This window comes from Candidatus Pantoea formicae, from assembly GCF_011752625.1.
GTDB classification, from domain to species: Bacteria; Pseudomonadota; Gammaproteobacteria; order Enterobacterales; family Enterobacteriaceae; genus Pantoea; species Pantoea formicae.
In genome coordinates this window covers 363,589-380,887 of record NZ_VWXD01000003.1, presented here as the reverse complement: position 1 = coordinate 380,887, position 17,299 = coordinate 363,589, and the positions used below count along the sequence as shown (strand labels likewise).

Sequence of the window (17,299 nt, the reverse complement as noted above, 5' to 3'; positions counted from 1 at the left end):
CGGCAACGGGTAAAAAGAAATAATGTTAACTTCCCTGCAAAATTATCTTAACAAAACCGCTGGTTTGATAGCTTCTGGCTAACCTACTGTAATTCCTTACTTTGTTAAATGCGTGCTGAATGGATAAAACCGCTACCGTTGTAGTATCAATCGCTTAATGGCAAAAAAATGGAATAATTCTCACTTACACTCAAAAATCCTGCCCGTTATTGTTAACGATGAGCTATCATTAGCGCCGTTTTTTTTACCAAAACTGATGATAGGCGATGAAAGTGCAGGAGTTAATCCGTGACCAGCGTTGAAGCCGTAGATGTCCGCCAGCTCATTAATCAAAGTGCACTCAGCAGCTGGCAAAAACGCTTGATTGTACTCTGTTTCATCGTCGTGGCGCTGGATGGCATGGACATCGCGTTGATGGGCTTTATCGCGCCCACGCTAAAAGCCAGTTGGGGCGTGAGCAACCATCAACTGGGCATGGTCATCAGTGCGGCGTTAATTGGACTCGCGCTCGGCGCGATGGTCGCCGGGCCACTCGCCGATCGTTATGGCCGTCGCGTGATGATACTGCTCAGCGTAGGCTTTTTTGGCCTGTGGACGCTGGCAACGGCAATGGCGCAGAACATCGAACAAATGATGCTGTTCCGTTTCCTCACCGGCCTGGGGCTTGGCGCCGCCATGCCGAATGTTGGCACGCTGGTGGCGGAGTATGCGCCCGAACGCCGGCGCTCCTTCATTATCACCGTCGTGTTCTGCGGCTTCACCTTTGGCGCTGCATCCGGTGGCTTCGCGGCGTCATGGCTGCTGCCGCGCTATGACTGGCATTCCGTCATGCTCATGGGGGGTATGCTGCCGTTGATTGTCCTGCCATTCCTGCTGCGCGGTCTGCCCGAATCCGTTCGCTTTCTGATCAGTCGCCGTGCGCCTGCTGCGCGTATTCATGCCATCCTCGAACGTATGCTCCCTGGCGTCGTTCAGCCTGATAGTGATTATCAGTCCAGCGAGCAGCCGCATGTTCAGCGCGGTGCCGTCGCAACGGTGGTCTCGCCACGTTATCTGTTTGGTAGCCTGATGTTGTGGGGCGGCTATTTTATGGGGCTGTTCCTGGTCTATTTGATTGGTAGCTGGATGCCGTCACTGATCAATAAACTGGGTATGACCGTCACCGAAGCGGCTATCGTGACGGCAATGTACCAGGCAGGCGGAACCTTAGGGTCACTGTTTGCTGGCTGGCTGATGGATCGCATCAATGCCAATATCGCACTGGCCGTGATTTACTTCTGTGGCGGCATTGCGATTGTTGCGCTGGGTTTTTCGCCCGCAGAAGTCGGCTTGATGAGTGCCATCGCCTTCTTAAGTGGCTTCTGTTTCAATGGCGCAAATACCGGCATGAATGCCTTATCCGCCAGTTTCTATCCGACACATGCGCGAGCGACCGGATCGAGTTGGATGCACGGTGTGGGTCGCATTGGTGCGATTGTGAGTGCGTTTGTCGGCGCGGAACTCCTTTCTCTTGGCTGGTCCTTTAGCCAAATCTTCTTGTTATTGGCGATCCCGGCCGTGCTTACCACCATTATGCTGTCGCTAAAGTACTGCTTTGGTGACCGCTCTAACGGAGCTGAGTGAAAGGGCGATCACAGTTCCGCGAAATTCTCCCACGGCAATAAGGGGTTGATCTACATTAGCAACAACCCTTTAGCCCGAGGTGATGACCATGGAAAATTTTCTAACCAGTGATGCGATTCGTACGTTGTTTTCGCAAGCCATGTCCAGTATGTATCAGCAGGAAGTGCCGCAGTATGGTGTCCTGACGCAGTTGGTGACGGCGGTAAACGAGCGCACGCTTGAGGCCCATCCGGCACTGAAAAATCGCCTGGCGGCGGCGGATGAGTTGGCCCGGTTGAGCGTCGAACGTCACGGTGCAATTCGAGTGGGCACGGCTGATGAGCTGCGTACTTTACGCCAGATGTTTGCCGTGATGGGTATGGAACCTGTCGGATATTACGACCTGTCACAGGCCGGTGTGCCAGTCCACTCCACTGCGTTTCGCCCGGTGAGTGACAGCGCATTACGCCGCAATCCTTTTCGAGTCTTTACCTCACTGCTTCGACTTGAACTCATCGACGACCTGGCGCTGCGCGAGAAGGCCGCTGCGATTCTTGCGGCGCGCGATATCTTCACGCCAGCCTGCCGCGCATTGATCGCCAAACACCAGCAACAGGGTGGTCTGCACGCTGCTGATGCGGCTAATTTTGTCAACGAGGCGCTGGAAACCTTCCGCTGGCATGCCCACACCACAGTCGATAGAAGTACTTACCGTGCGTTAAGCCAGCAACATCGCTTAATCGCCGATGTCGTGTGCTTTCAGGGTTGTCACATTAACCACTTGACGCCACGCACACTGGATATCGATCGCGTGCAAACGTTAATGCCAACGCGGGGTATCGAGCCTAAAACCTTGATTGAGGGACCGCCTCAACGACAGGTGCCAATTCTGCTGCGCCAGACCAGTTTTAAAGCGTTAGAAGAAGCGGTGCATTTTAATGACGGCACGCCAGGAACGCACACGGCGCGATTTGGTGAGATTGAGCAGCGGGGGGCGGCATTAACGCCGAAAGGACGTGAGCTTTACGACCGTTTGTTAGCGCAAGCGGGAACCGGTAGCGACAATCAACTTCACCAGCAGCACCTGACGGCGGTATTTCGTGATTTCCCCGATGATGAGGACGCGCTGCGTGAACAGGAGCTGGCTTGGTTCCGCTATCGCTTAACAGACAAAGGTGAACACCAGCGCCCACAGCAGAACGAGAGTGTTGCACAGTTGCTCGCCGAGGGGAGATTGCAGGCGGAACCGATTGTCTATGAAGATTTTCTGCCGGTCAGTGCGGCCGGAATCTTCCAGTCTAATTTGGGGGATGTCGCACAGGCGCGAAGTGCCGGAAATGCGAGTCGTGCGGACTTCGAGGCCGCATTAGGGGCTGAAGTGCAAGATGAGATGGCGCTCTATCAGCAGATGCAACAACGTAGTCTGTCCCGTTGTGGTATTCACTAGGACCCAATAAAGCCGGTCTGTGAAGTGGCAATACCACTTCAGCAGACTGGCTATTTTTCTTTTATTTTTATTGCAGGCGCGAATCACGCACCAGCGTGTACTTCCCGGCACCCAAAAACATGATGGCGAGCGCGCCCAGCAGGTAAAGCGCCTCCGTTTCCAGAGACCATGCGCCTACATCCGTTCGATGCCAGAGGGCGCCCATTTTTACCAGCAACGTCGCGACAATCATATTCACCGCAATAATGAAGGCCGCAGGGCGCGTCATTAAACCGATGATCACCATCACAGGTGCCACTATTTCCCCGATGTAAGCACCGTAAGCGATGAAACCAGGCATGCCTTTGACAGTCAGCATATGGGCTATCCAGTCGACGCCGTGCATCACCTTGAACTCACCATGGAACAACAGCAGACCACCAAAAGTTAGACGCAACAACAGTTTACCGAAGTCCGGGTGATCGCTCATCCGGTTAAACATCTGGTTTATTCCACCAAACATCATACTTCTCCGTCTCGCCAGGTTAACTTGCAACCTTAAAACAAATCGGCATGCCAAGGTTAGCCAAAAATTTTGATGGTGTTGTTCAATGGATCGAAAGCTGATTCGGCTTATTCTGCAAATGCTTTCGGAACATGGACATTCGTGCAAGGCCTGCAAATAATGGAACGATGCATAAGCAGGGAACCCGTGATGAAAAATGAACGACGTCTGGGGATCATGACCGCAGAGGGTGAACTCAGAGGCATGATTGATGAGGATCTCTTTGTCTTCAAGGGAATACCTTACGCAGCGCCGCCTGTGGGCGCTTTGCGCTGGCGTCCTCCCCAGCCGGTGAAACCCTGGCAAGCGGTGCGAGATGCCACACAGTGGGGTGATGCTAGTTGGCAAAACCGTGAATATTGTGTGGCTGTGGGAGGAGGTGATCCGGGGCGATTTAGTGAGGATTGCCTGTACCTCAACATCTGGACGCCTGACATCGAACCTTCATGCCCTTTACCGGTTATGGTGTGGCTACATGGTGGGGGCTTTACGATCGGGGCGGGCAGTCTCGATCCTTATCGTGGCAAAGCGCTAGCGGCACAAGGCGTGGTTGTGGTCACGCTCAATTATCGCTTAGGGCATTTCGGCTTTTTTTCTCATCCCGCGCTTGACGCAGAATACCCGGCTGATGCCGTGGTGAATAATTTCGCACTGCTTGATCAAATTGCCGCGTTGCAGTGGATTCAACGCAATATTCCGGCATTTGGCGGTGATCGCCATAACGTAACTTTATTTGGTGAATCCTCCGGGGCACGCAGCGTTCTGTCGCTGTGCTGTTCACCGCTGGCAGAAGGGTTATTCCATAAAGGGATTGTACAAAGTGCTTATAGTTTGCCGGATGTACCCCGCAAAAAAGCACAGCAAATTGGAAAGCAGGTCGCCGCCCATTTTGGTCTGACCGAGCAGGCCAGTGCAGAACAACTTCGCCAGTTACCTGCCGACCAATTTTGGCCATTGCAGCGCCCGTTGGGTTTGGGGCCGGTAGCCATCAGTGGTGACGCAGTGCTGCCGAAACCGATGTTGGCGACGTTTATGGCAGGGAAACAACATCGCGTACCCTTAATGGTCGGCAGCAACAGTGATGAAGCCAGCGTATTGGACTATTTTGGCGTGGACGCCGCGAAGGTGTTGCAGCAGATCCGCAGTAAAAACCGTTTCAGTTACCGCTTAATGAAATGGCTCTATGATATCCACGACGACACCTTGTTAGGCCGCGCGGTGGCGCGTGATATGGCGTTTACCGTGGTGCCATTGCTGGTGGCACAGTCACAGCACAATATTGGCATGCCAGCCTGGCGTTACTGGTTTGACTACGTTTCGGAAAACGCTCGCGACCTTTATCCTCATGGTACCTGGCACGGTAATGAAATCCCTTATGTTTTTAATACGTTGACCACGCTGCAACCACCTGCTGACCGACCTTACACCGAGGCAGATAAAGCCTTTGCCAAACGGGTAAGCCGTTATTGGGTGACCTTTGCGCGTGATGCCAGCGAATTTAGCTATCAACTCACCGGTGAGACGAACTGGCCGATATGGCGACCGCATGAAGATCTGACATTAGCGTTTGGCTTGGATGGGCAACCTTTACTCGTTATTAAGGCCAGATTAATGCGTGGGCGCTTACGGTTGTTTCGCCTGATGATGCGAAGCCATGTCAGACTTTAATGATCGCGCTAATAGTGAAATCGTGTAAATGTTTTACTAAGTCAAATATTCATCCAACTCACTGATTAATTGATGATTTCATCTTCATTGCCGTTAAGCAGCCAGCAATTAATTAGCTTATTAAACCGGTACACTTTCCTGATCCACTGCCGATAAACGCAATATGCCCTATTTTATTGGGCCTCCTTCGCGTTTCACACCAAGGGATTATGTATGGGTATCTTAAAAAACTTCACTATTCGCGCTGTTATGCTGACCATTCTGGGGCTGTTTTGCTTGCTGTGGTGCGGTGTTGGGTTATTCAGTGTGCACTCTCTCAATGCGCTCGGCGATGGGAATGAGATTGACCGCCAACTGGTTAATCAAATGACGGTACTGAGTAAAGGGAATGACCAATATTTTCGTGTGGTGACGCGTCTGTCTCGCGTGATGGAAGGGCGCGCAAGCGGCGCCGTTGTCAGTGCTGACGCCTTCGCACCGGTGCAGCAGGCATTGGACAACATGAAAGCGCAGTTAGCGCAATTTAAGACGATGGCGCCAGGCCCAATGGATAGCGAGACGGCCAACAGCGTTATTGCCAACTGGCAAAAGTTGCTGGACGAGGGCATTGCCCCCCAAGTGTCGCTGGCACAGCAGGGCACGCTTGAGGCTTATCGCACGCAGGCTAACAACGTGACGCCCGCTCTGAGCCGTGCCTTTGGTGCCAGTGCAGAAGCCTTTAACCAAGCGGCAGGAAGCAAACTGGATGAGACGCGCGTCAACGTCGATAAACTCACGAACCTGACCAAAATGATTATCCTGGTGGCGGTGGTGTTTGGCTTGGTGATCCTGCTGTTCACCGATCGCTATCTGGTGGCGATGCTGGTGAAGCCGCTGGAGCGTGTGCGTAATCATTTTGCGGTTATCGCCCAGGGCGACCTGAGTCAACCCATTGAAGAGTTTGGTCGTAACTGCGTTGGCAAACTGGTGCCGCTGTTACGCGCTATGCAGGACAGCTTGCGTGATGCGGTTAGCGCGATTCGTAGCGGGACTGAAAATATTTATCGCGGTGCAGCAGAAATTTCATCGGGCAATAATGACCTTTCCTCTCGCACCGAAGAGCAGGCAGCCGCGCTTGAGCAGACGGCTGCAAGTATGGAGCAGTTAACGGCTACGGTGAAATTCAATGCCGATAATGCGCGTCAGGCCAGTGTGCTTGCGGAAACCGCCACCAGCACCGCGCAGCAAGGCGGCCAGTTGGTGGGTGAAGTGGTGACAACCATGCAGGGGATTTCTGGCAGTTCGAAGAAAATCGCTGAGATCACCAATGTCATCAACAGCATCGCCTTCCAGACCAATATCCTGGCACTGAACGCTGCGGTTGAAGCAGCTCGCGCGGGTGAACAGGGGCGCGGTTTTGCCGTCGTCGCCAGTGAAGTCCGCAATCTGGCACAACGCAGTGCAGGCGCGGCTAAAGAAATTGCAACACTGATAGAAGATTCGGTTCAGCGTGTAGACAAGGGCTCTGCGTTGGTGAGCAATGCGGGCAGTACCATGAGTCATATTCTTAAATCCGTACAGGACGTGAATGAGATCATGAAGCACATTGCCGCCGCGTCAGAGGAGCAGAGCAAAGGTATTTCACAAGTTGGCACCGCCGTGACAGAAATGGACAGTGTCACCCAGCAGAACGCTTCATTAGTCGAAGAAGTGTCGGCTGCAGCCAGTGCGCTTGAGCGTCAAACTGAGGAATTGCAGGCATCGGTGGCCAAATTCCGTTTATCGGAGAGTGCGCCGGTAAGCCAGGCCGTGGTGGTACCGGTTAAACCAGCGTTGCGTCGTCCCGTGCTGTCCGCAACGCCGGTCGCTCAGTCTAAACCTGCCAGTGCCGACGAGTGGGTTTCATTCTGAGGCTGACATAACCACGCCACCAGTTCCGGCAGGAACGGTGGCGCATCCTGTTTTCCCCGCTGTAACAAGCTGTAGGCGGCCCCGGTTGCGACTTGCTCTGCAAACGGGGCAATCAATCGGCCTGTCGCCAAATCATTCTGGACTAGCGTGACATCTGCCACCGTCACACCAAAACCCTGTATTGCTGCGCTAATTGCTAAATCCATGGTGGCGAAGTGTTGGTTGCGTGCCATCGGCAAACTCACATCTTGTTCATTCAGCCACAGCTGCCAGTCGCGAGAATCGTTGGTGGGGTGCAGAAAAGTGAATTTTGCGAGGTCACGCATGTGCGTGGGCGGTGAAACGTGGCTCCCCAGCACCGGCGTCAACTGTTCATCAAACAAGCGAATAGAACCGGCAGGTGGGGTGCCGAAAACAATCGCCGCGTCATAATTCTCCAGCTGTGAAGCATGGTCTAGGGTGGTTGTCAGCGCCACGTGGATCTCTGGCCGTTGTTGTTCCAACGCCACCAGGCGGGGAACCAGCCAGCGCATGGCACAGGTGGGTGCTTTCAGGCGAATGGATGTATTGCTACGGCTTGCCTTTTCTGTGGCATTCACCAGCATGGCATAACCCTGCTGCAATTCGGGTAACAGGTTTGCCCCTTGCTCGGTGAGATGCAGGCCGCGCGCATGGCGTTCAAAAAGTGAGAATCCCAGCCAGCTCTCCAGTGTTGCAATCTTTCGGCTAACGGCACCTTGCGTGATACATAACTCACTGGCTGCATGCGTCAGGTTAAGATGACGGGCAGTGACCAGAAAAGCATGAATGGCATTGAGCGGCAGTGCAGAGCGGGACATGGGGAGAACCTCAAGCTATGATTTTTAGTCATGGCTATTATGACAACAATTCGCTTGTAGACTCAAGCAACACACCGTTGAATAGATATCTACTTTACTTACGTGGTTATGCAACCTTGCGGAGCAACGATGACCCTGAACAGCAGTGTTAACATCTCTTCCAAACAGCCCGATGTCGGCACCACCATTTTTAGCGTCATCGGCCAGCTATCTGCGCAGCACAAAGCCATCAACTTGTCACAGGGTGCGCCGAACTTCCCCTGCGATCCGCATCTGGTTGAATTAGTCAGCAAAGCGATGCGCGAAGGTCATAACCAGTACGCGTCAATGACGGGGTTACCGGCACTGCGTGAGGCACTGGCCGAGAAAGTGCAGACGCTTTACGGTCAGCAATATGATGCGGGCAGTGAAGTGCTGATCACGGGCAGCGCCAGCCAGGGTATTTATATGGCGATTTCTGCACTGGTGCATGCTGGCGATGAAGTGATTTTCTTCGAACCGGCCTTCGACAGCTACGCGCCAGTAGTGCGTTTGCAGGGTGCGACCCCGATTGGCCTGAAATTGCAGGTGCCTGATTTCGCCATTAACTGGGATGAACTGCGTGCCAGCATCACGCCGCGCACGCGCATGATCATTATCAACACGCCGCACAACCCGAGTGCCCAGGTCCTGACGCCGGCCGATTTGGAGCAACTGGCGGCCCTGACGCGCAACACCGATATCGTGGTGCTGTCAGATGAAGTTTATGAGCACATTCTGTTTGATGGGCGTGCGCATTGCGGCATGGCAACGCATCCTGAACTGGCACAGCGCAGCGTGGTGGTCTCCTCATTCGGCAAGACCTTCCATGTTACCGGCTGGCGTGTGGGCTATGCGCTGGCACCGGCGGCCTTGATGGATGAAATCGTCAAGGTGCATCAATTCATGATGTATGCCGCTGACACACCGATGCAGGTTGGCTTTGCGCATTATTTGCAGAACCCACAGAATTACCTGCAGCTGTCGCCGTTTTATCAGGAAAAACGCGATCGTCTGTTGGCACTGATGCAGGATTCACCCTTTAAACTGCTGCCGAGTGCCGGTTCCTTCTTTATGTTGGCCAGTTACGGACATTTCAGTGACGAAAGCGACAGTGAAATGGTAAAACGTCTCATCGTCGATCACGGTGTGGCAACCATCCCGCTATCGGCGTTCTATATGGACGGCACTGACAATAAATTAATTCGCCTGTCATTTGCGAAAGACGATGCAACACTGCTGGCTGGCGCGGAAGCGCTGTGCCGGGTCAAAGGGTAATTAGGGGAAGAATAATGAAAAAACTTAACGCACTGTTTGTGGCTCTTGGCATGCTGACCTCCGCGCACGCGCTGGCGCAGGAGACCTTACGCTACGGTCTGGAATCACAGTATCCACCGTTTGAAAGCCGCAATGCACAGGGCGAGCTGGAAGGTTTCGATATCGAACTGGGTAAAGCCATTTGCCAGGTGGGTAATTTCGATTGTAAGTGGGTGGAGAGCAGCTTTGATGCGCTGATTCCGGCACTACAGGCGAAAAAATTCGATGCGATTAACTCGGCGATGAACATCACCGAAGCTCGTGGCAAAAGCATCGACTTCACCAAGCCTATCTACCGCATCCCAACGATGCTGATCGTCAAGCAAGGCGAGAAACTGCTGCCTACCGCAGAATCACTGAAAGGCAAAAACATCGGTGTGTTGCAGGGTTCTATTCAGGAAACCTATGCCAAGAAACACTGGGAACCGCAGGGTGTGACGGTCACGTCTTATCAGGATCAGAACCAGGTTTATAACGACATGGTCGCCGGTCGTCTTGACGGTACGCTAGTGATGTCAGCGGCCGGTCAGTCTGGCTTCCTGGATAAGCCACAAGGCAAAGGTTTCGCTTTCGTGGGCAAACCTGTTGAAGATGACACCATCCTGGGTTCCGGTATTGGCTTCGGCCTGCGTAAAGGTGATGCCAAGCTGAAGGGCGAACTGGATGCGGCTATCACTAAAGTGCAGACCGACGGTACGGTCACCAAGCTGGCGGCGAAATTCTTCCCAGGCATTGATGTGACTGCGGCGAAATAAAACTATCGCTCATTGATGTGGCTGTGGCGGAATAAAGCCACAGCTCATTGTAACGGCACAATTTATTGTGCCGTTACTCGCTTTTTACTTAGCCTATTTAGCCGCCAGATAACACAACGCTTCCGCCACCTGATACGACTTCACAAATGACGGAACCGGCAAGAACTCAAAGCGTGAATGGAAATTGTGCGCCCCGGTAAAGAAATTCGGCGTTAACAATCCTTTTGCGGACAACGCGGCACCATCTGTGCCCCCGCGCATAGGGATGACTTTCGGCTCTACCCCGACCTGTTGCAGTGCTGCAAAAATCAAATCAATCGCACGACGATCTTCGCCCACCGCATTGCTGATGTTGCTGTAGATATCGCTGATGGTTAATGCAACATGGCCGGTAGGGTAAAGCGCGGCAATCTCATCAGCGACTTCAAGCAGCTGCTGTTTCTTCGCATCAAAGCCCTTTAAATCAAAATCGCGAATCGACGCTTTCAATATGGCACGGCTGGCATTGGCGTTGATATCGTTGAACCAAATATACCCTTCACGGCCTTCGGTATGTTCTGGGGTGGCAAGGCGGTCAAAGCGCGAAATAAAATCATGCGCCATCAGCAGCGGGTTAACCAGCACACCTTTGCCTGACATCGGATGGGCAGGTACGCCGGTAAACACCAGTTCGGCGGCGGCTGCATTGAAGTTTTCATACACCACTTCACCCAGTTCACAGCAGTCGATAGTCCAGGCAAAATCCACGTTAAAGCGGGTTTCCAGATCGAGTGCTTTGGCACCGCGCAGGCCAATCTCTTCATCCGGCACAAACGCCACCACGATATCGCCGTGATCGCCTGTGAGGTTTTCCATTAACGTCATCACCACGGTCACTGCGGCTTTGTTATCGGCGCCGAGTACGCTGGTACCATCGCTGAAGACGATCTCTTGGCCAAGATAGGGTGCGATTTCAGGGTGTTCTGCAACCCGCAGCCAAATATCCTGCTGGCTGTTAAGGCACAAATCTTCACCAGTAAAGGTTAAGGTCTGCGGGTGGATATCCGGTGAAAGACCGACGTCCACGGTATCAATGTGAGTGATGAAACCAATGCGCGGTGCCTCAGGGCGATTGCCGGGCTTCACTGCCGTCACTGTGGCGTGCTGATCGATAACAATATCCTGCAGGCCTAATTCACGCAGTTCCTGCGCCAGAAGTTCGGCCATGGCATGCTGTGAAGGGGTGCTGGGCAGCGTAGTGGATTTGGCATCGCTTTGGCTGGAAACCGCCAGATAACGGTAAAAGCGCTGGGTCAGTTGGCGAGCGAGTTGGTCTGTCATCACAATTCCTTACACACGTCGAATAAATCATGTTATTTATCAATAGATACCGATACTGGCTCATGGAAGTCAATAAAAACGAGGTTAACGATGAAAAAGATGATGATGAAGTTCACACTCAGCGCATTGGGGTTAGCGCTGGCAGGTGGCGTATCTGCGAAAACGCTGGTGTATTGTTCAGAAGGGTCGCCGGAGAACTTCAACCCACAACTTTATACTTCCGGCACCAGCGTAGACGCCAGTGCAGTGCCCGTTTTCAACCGTTTGGTCGATTTCAAACCCGGTACGACTGAATTGATCCCCAGCCTCGCAGAGAGCTGGGATATCAGCCCTGACGGCACGGTCTACACCTTCCATTTGCGTAAGGGAGTGAAGTTTCAGAGCAACAAACTGTTCAAACCTTCACGTGACTTGAATGCGGATGACGTGATTTTTTCCTTCATGCGCCAAATGGATCCTAAGAACCCGTACCACAACGTCTCTGGCGGAAACTACACCAATTTCGACAGCCTGGAGTTGTCGAAGCTGATCAAGAATATTGAGAAGGTTGATGACAATACGGTACGCATCACCCTGGCGCACGCCGAAGCCCCGTTCCTGGCTGACTTAGGCTGGTATTTTGCGTCAATTCACTCTGCCGAATATGCCGATCAGATGTTGAAAGCGGGTACGCCGGAGAAGGTGGACATGGAGCCGATTGGCACCGGGCCTTTCGAGTTGGTTCAGTATCAGAAAGACTCTCGCATCCTCTACAAAGCCTTCCCTGATTATTGGCAGGGCAAAGCGAAACTGGACCGCATCGTCTTCTCCATCACGCCTGATGCCTCGGTGCGCTATGCCAAGCTGGAAAAAAATGAGTGCCAGGTGATGCCGTTCCCAAACCCGGCCGATCTCGAAAAGATGCGCAGTAACCCGGATTTGACCCTGGAGCAGAAATCCGGGCTCAACACGGGTTTCCTGTCATTCAATACCACCAAAGCCCCGCTGGATAACGTTAAAGTCCGCCAGGCGCTGGCGATGGCCATCAACAAACAGGCAATTATCGACGCCATTTTCAAAGGCACCGGCACCGTGGCGAAAAATATTCTGCCACCGGACGTGTGGAGTGCGGATAAGGACCTGAAAGATTACGATTACGATCCGCAAAAAGCGAAAGCGCTGTTACAGGAAGCCGGTATTAAACCTGGCACCGAAATCTCACTGTGGGCCATGCCGGTTCAGCGCCCATACAACCCGAATGCACGACGTATGGCAGAGATGATTCAGGCGGATTGGGCACAGGTCGGCATCAAAGCCAACATTGTGAGTTACGAGTGGGGTGAATACCTCAAACGCGTGAAGGGGGGTGAGCATCAGGCCGCACTGATGGGCTGGACCACAGCGACCGGCGATCCGGACAACTTCTTTGGCCCGCTTTATAGCTGCACTTCGGCTAACGGCGGCTCTAACTCGTCAAAATGGTGCTATCAGCCGTTTGAGAAAATTATCACCGAAGCACGAGCCGAGCAGAATCATGACAAGCGTGTCGCGCTTTACCTGCAAGCGCAGCAAATCATGCATGACCAGATGCCAGCGGTGATGATTGCCCATTCGACAATATTCGAGCCGGTCCGTAAAACGGTCAGCGGCTACACGGTTGATCCCTTTGGCAAACACATCTTCTACCCTGTGGATATCAAGAACTGATCAGGGTTTCCAGTATTGACGTAGAGGTTCTTCTAGCGCGGTTAACTGCTGCAAGAGAAACGTAAGAAACACATTCAGGGCGGCACTGCGGGGCCGCCCTGATTGCGCCTGTAACTGCAGATTGCGCTGAGTTAATTGATCAATAGCGACAGAGCGCAGAATGAGCCCGTGCGCTTCTGCTTCCTGTAACACCGTAAAAGCGCTACAAATCGTGACGGCTAACGGGGTGCGCAACAGAAAGTGAAAGAGCGTTGAGAAGTTATCGCAGGTCAACACCGGCTCGACCAGATTACCGCTCATATGGCTGGCTAGCTCAAAGAGCTGGCGCACTGTGGTATTTTGCTGCGGCAATGCCAGCGGGTAGGGGTTGATATCGCTCAACGTCACCTGCGGTGCATCAGCCAGTGGATGTGACTGATGCATTACCAGCAGAACCGGGGCGGGCCAGGAACCGAGTACATCCACTCCACGTTCAGCGTGCAAGCTAAACTGGAGCGCGACATCACATTCACCGCTGCGTAAGAGTTCACCCACGCCTTGCGTACTCGCTACTTTGATATCAAAGAGCACGCCAGGGTTCTCTGCGCGAAAATCGGCAATCATGCGAGGCAGCAGCGTGAAAGCTAAGCCATCGGTGCAGGCGACGCGAATCAACGTGCGACGCACCGCTTTCAGGCCTTTAATTTCCGCCAGCGCATACTCCATATCCAGCATGTTTTTACGCACGTGGTGCGCGAAAATTTCCCCAGCTTCATTGAGCACCATACCGCGCGCATGACGCTCAAACAGAGGCACACCGACTTGCGCTTCCAGTCGCTGGATTTGCCGACTGATTGCCGATACCGCAACAAACAACTGCTCGCTTGCTGCGCTCAGCGAACCACTGTTAGCGACAGCGAGAAAATAGCGGATTTCATTGCTTAACATAGGGGTGCCTCAAACTGGTGCATGCCTCGAAAATGGGCAATCAAGCTTTGCTTTTAAAGCAAATTATACTCGATAAATTGATAATTGTGGCAAAGCAGCGTTTCGGCAAAGATGTCAGAACTAAAAATCCAATAAAAGATAAGCAAACATGACAGCACAACAAGCGGTACAACAGGCGACAGCCTGGTTTGATAGCGGGGAATTTCATCGGATACTGGCGCGACGCGTGGCGCAGCGCACCGAAAGTCAGCGCCAGGATCGCGACAGTGAATTGCAGCGTTATTTACAGGATGAGATTGGACCCCAGTTAATTGCACTGGGTTTTACGCTGCATTTTATTGAGAATACGGAAGCTGCGCATCGTCCCTTCCTCGTGGCCGTGCGCATTGAAGATCCTGCATTGCCGACCTTGCTCAGCTATGGCCATGGCGATGTGGTCTTTGGTGATGATGAAAACTGGCGCGAAGGGTTATCTCCCTGGCAGTTAGTGGAAGAGGGTGACCGCTGGTACGCGCGTGGAAGTGCGGACAATAAGGGTCAGCACTGCGTCAACCTTGCGGCGCTGGAGCATATTTTCCATGCGCGAGGTGGGCACCTCGGTTTCAACTGCAAAATGCTGTTTGAGATGGGTGAAGAGATTAGCTCACCGGGTCTGGCGCAGCTTTGCCAGCAGCACGGTGATTTGTTGCAGGCTGACCTGTTCATCGCCTCTGACGGTCCGCGTCTGAATGCGATTAGACCGACACTCTTTCTTGGATCGCGCGGTGCGGTGAATTTCCGCCTGACGATCAATGCCCGCGATAATGCCTATCACTCTGGTAACTGGGGCGGCTTGCTGACCAATCCAGGCACACAGTTGGCGAATGCCATTGCTTCGCTGGTTAACGCACAAGGCGTATTGCAGGTTGAGGCACTGAAACCTGACTCCCTGACTCAGCAGGTGCGTGACATCCTCAGTGATATCGAAGTCGGTGGCATGCCGGGCGACCCTGATATCGATGTGAACTGGGGCGAACCTGCATTAACACCGACTGAGCGCTTGTATGGTTGGAATACGCTGGAAGTGTTGTCGTTTTTGACGGGCAATCCCGCGCGTCCCATGAACGCCATTCCGGGTGAAGCCACGGCGGTGTGCCAGCTGCGCTTTGTTGTCGGCACCGACTGGCAAAACCTTGCGCATCACGTGAGCGAACATCTGGCACAGCATGGCTTTGGTTATGTGAAAGTGGAGTTTATGCGTGGATCACCGGCTACCCGACTGGATCCTACCGATCCGCTGGTGGATTGGGTGCTGTCGAGCATGGCCGAAACCAGCGGCAAGAAACCCGCACTGTTACCAAATCTGGGTGGTTCATTGCCGAATGAGGTGTTCTCGGACATTCTCGGTCTGCCGACGTTGTGGGTGCCACACTCCTATCCTGCGTGCGGTCAGCATGGTGTGAATGAGCACATGCTGAAATCGATTGCCCGCGAAGGGCTGCAAATCATGACCCGATTATTGTGGGATCTGGGTGAGCAGGGTGAAGCGTTGATTGCTAAACACCGTCAACACGCGGGAGGTGCGGTATGAGCAGCTACAACACCGCCGCCTCATTGAACGTCAGCAAACCCAATTTGCATAAAACCCTGTTTGCCACCTGTATCGGCAACGCGTTGGAATGGTTCGACATCGCGGTCTATGCCTTTTTTGCCAATTACATTGCGCATGTGTTTTTCCCTACCAGCGATGCATCCGTTTCAATGCTGTTAACGTTTGGCAGCTTCGGCGTCTCTTTCCTGATTCGCCCGCTAGGTGCCATTGTGTTGGGTAATTATGCCGATCGTCACGGCCGCAAAAAGGCGTTGTTGTTATCCATCAATCTGATGATGCTGGGCGGCGCGATCATTACCTTTATGCCTGGCTACGAAAGTATTGGGTTGATCGCCCCCTTGTTGGTACTGCTGGCACGTCTGATTCAGGGCTTCTCCGCTGGCGGCGAGTTTGGTAGCTCGACGGCATTTCTGGTTGAGCATTTCCCCGAACGTAAAGCCTTTATCGCCAGTTGGCAGTTCGCTACGCAAGGTGCAAGTACCTTGATGGCTTCAGCGTTTGGCTTGGGGTTAACACAGATTCTCACTGAGAGTCAGATTCAGGAGTGGGGCTGGCGTATTCCCTTCGCATTCGGTCTGCTGATTGGTCCTTTGGGGATTTACATTCGTCGCCACGTGCATGAGCCTGCCAGTTTCGAAGCACAGCAACCTGAAGCTGCACCGCTTAAGCGCCTGTTTGGTCGCCAGAAAGAGCTAATGTTGCTGGCCATTGGTCTGATGGTCATCTCAACAGCAGTCAACTACATGCTGAATTATGTGCCAACTTATGCGACTAAAAACCTGCATTTGCCAAGCTCAACCGCTTTTGCCGCGACCTTGCTGGCGGGGGTGATCCTGACGGTGGTCACGCCGATTATGGGGCTGTGTGCGGAGCGCGTTGGACGTGTACCACTGATGTGGGGTTCGCTGATTTTGCTGATCGTCACCATCTATCCGGCGTTTAGTTTGGTGGTGAATCACCCAACGCCCACCACGTTGATTATTCTGGTGGGCTGGATGGCCTTGCTAAAATCGATTTATTTCTCGACGGTGCCTTCAGTGATGGCCGATCTGTTCCCAATTGGTACACGCGCCAGTGGAATGGCGATCAGTTATAACGTGGCGGTCACGGTGTTTGGTGGCTTTGCGCCTTTGATTTGTACGCTGTTGATTAACGCCACCGGCACCAGTTTGGCACCGGGGTATTATTTGATGGCAATGTCGGTGCTAAGCGGACTGGCATTAATTCGCAGCCAGAAGCGCGTCAGTTAACGATCGGGGCGCACTTTAAGGCGTGATGCTGTTAGCTAATGGAGGCTGCCATATTCTCGTAGTGGCGGCCTTTTTTTATGCGCGTTTTCTGGCGGGCCACAGCACCTCTGCCGCTGCCGGGCCGTCCTCGCGCCGCTGCGCGGTGCCCTCGGCTGCAACGTCGTGCCGGCCGGAACGTTCGGGTACGGCCGTCCTGGCCTACCCGAACTGCCTGTCGCATCCCTGCGCCTGGCTCCTGGCACAACGTCTCCGCCTCAGCGCTGCGAATAGCCCTTGCAGCATCAGAGGCGCTGTGGCCTCAGACACGGTGCCCTTTGTGGCAGTAAAAACGCTAAAGTCTTCACCATCGAGCCCTCTCCAACAGCGTAAACGGAAGTTAGCAAGCAGGCTGGTGCCGCTCTGGGGATGGCATTTCGCAGCGCTGAACGGAATGAGGAAGCCAGGA

The 17,299-nt window shown here is 53.4% G+C and carries 13 protein-coding genes; 9 read left to right on the top strand and 4 right to left on the bottom strand.

Translation table 11 applies throughout. The features are described from left to right. Positions 1-288: 288 nt before the first annotated feature. Together F3J38_RS10485 and hglS are read left to right on the top strand one after the other, a co-directional pair. The gene (locus F3J38_RS10485) at positions 289-1,623 is read left to right on the top strand and encodes an MFS transporter (RefSeq protein ID WP_167138086.1); all 1,335 of its coding nucleotides are present in this window, start codon (positions 289-291) and stop codon (positions 1,621-1,623) included. An 88-nt stretch (positions 1,624-1,711) separates the two neighbouring features. Next, positions 1,712-3,049: a 2-oxoadipate dioxygenase/decarboxylase HglS gene (gene hglS / locus F3J38_RS10480; RefSeq protein WP_167138083.1), complete on the top strand. Its 1,338-nt coding sequence runs from the start codon at positions 1,712-1,714 to the stop codon at positions 3,047-3,049. A 67-nt stretch (positions 3,050-3,116) separates the two neighbouring features. On the opposite strand, the gene F3J38_RS10475 is transcribed toward hglS, so the two are convergent. Next, the gene (locus F3J38_RS10475) at positions 3,117-3,551 is read right to left on the bottom strand and encodes a DoxX family protein (RefSeq protein WP_167138847.1); all 435 of its coding nucleotides are present in this window, start codon (positions 3,549-3,551) and stop codon (positions 3,117-3,119) included. Positions 3,552-3,743: 192 nt separating this feature from the next. On the opposite strand from F3J38_RS10475, the gene F3J38_RS10470 reads away from it, so the two are divergent. Further along, the gene (locus F3J38_RS10470; protein WP_167138080.1) at positions 3,744-5,261 is read left to right on the top strand and encodes a carboxylesterase/lipase family protein; all 1,518 of its coding nucleotides are present in this window, start codon (positions 3,744-3,746) and stop codon (positions 5,259-5,261) included. A gap of 213 nt (positions 5,262-5,474) precedes the next feature. Then, complete coding sequence (locus F3J38_RS10465; RefSeq protein ID WP_167138077.1) at positions 5,475-7,151, top strand: methyl-accepting chemotaxis protein; 1,677 nt, start codon at positions 5,475-5,477, stop codon at positions 7,149-7,151. Here F3J38_RS10465 and F3J38_RS10460 read toward each other — a convergent pair. Continuing rightward, positions 7,109-7,990 (bottom strand): LysR substrate-binding domain-containing protein, encoded by an 882-nt coding sequence (locus F3J38_RS10460; protein ID WP_167138075.1) that lies wholly within the window; start codon positions 7,988-7,990, stop codon positions 7,109-7,111. The two genes, F3J38_RS10465 and F3J38_RS10460, sit on opposite strands and share 43 nt — an antisense overlap. Positions 7,991-8,119: 129 nt before the next feature. On the opposite strand from F3J38_RS10460, the gene F3J38_RS10455 reads away from it, so the two are divergent. Both F3J38_RS10455 and F3J38_RS10450 read left to right on the top strand, forming a co-directional pair. Beyond that, on the top strand, positions 8,120-9,286 hold the full coding sequence (locus F3J38_RS10455) for a methionine aminotransferase (RefSeq protein ID WP_167138072.1): 1,167 nt from the start codon (positions 8,120-8,122) through the stop codon (positions 9,284-9,286). A gap of 14 nt (positions 9,287-9,300) precedes the next feature. After that, positions 9,301-10,080, top strand: a complete 780-nt coding sequence (locus F3J38_RS10450) for a transporter substrate-binding domain-containing protein (protein WP_084934217.1) — start codon at positions 9,301-9,303, stop codon at positions 10,078-10,080. Positions 10,081-10,173: 93 nt separating this feature from the next. Here the strand turns inward: F3J38_RS10450 and pepT are convergent, their stop codons facing one another. Further along, entirely contained in the window at positions 10,174-11,400 is a 1,227-nt protein-coding gene (gene pepT / locus F3J38_RS10445; protein WP_167138069.1) for a peptidase T, read from the bottom strand. A gap of 90 nt (positions 11,401-11,490) precedes the next feature. Between pepT and F3J38_RS10440 the strand changes: the two genes are divergently transcribed. Continuing rightward, a complete protein-coding gene (locus F3J38_RS10440) occupies positions 11,491-13,086 on the top strand; it encodes an ABC transporter substrate-binding protein (protein WP_167138066.1) in 1,596 nt (531 codons plus the stop codon). Here F3J38_RS10440 and F3J38_RS10435 read toward each other — a convergent pair whose 3' ends face one another. Continuing rightward, positions 13,087-14,013, bottom strand: coding sequence for a LysR family transcriptional regulator (locus tag F3J38_RS10435; RefSeq protein ID WP_167138063.1), 927 nt, complete (start codon positions 14,011-14,013; stop codon positions 13,087-13,089). A 148-nt stretch (positions 14,014-14,161) separates the two neighbouring features. On the opposite strand from F3J38_RS10435, the gene F3J38_RS10430 reads away from it, so the two are divergent. Then, positions 14,162-15,583 (top strand): M20 family metallopeptidase, encoded by a 1,422-nt coding sequence (locus tag F3J38_RS10430; protein ID WP_167138060.1) that lies wholly within the window; start codon positions 14,162-14,164, stop codon positions 15,581-15,583. After that, a complete protein-coding gene (locus F3J38_RS10425; protein WP_167138029.1) occupies positions 15,580-16,854 on the top strand; it encodes an MFS transporter in 1,275 nt (424 codons plus the stop codon). The genes F3J38_RS10430 and F3J38_RS10425 overlap by 4 nt, the downstream gene beginning before the upstream one ends. Positions 16,855-17,299: the final 445 nt, after the last annotated feature.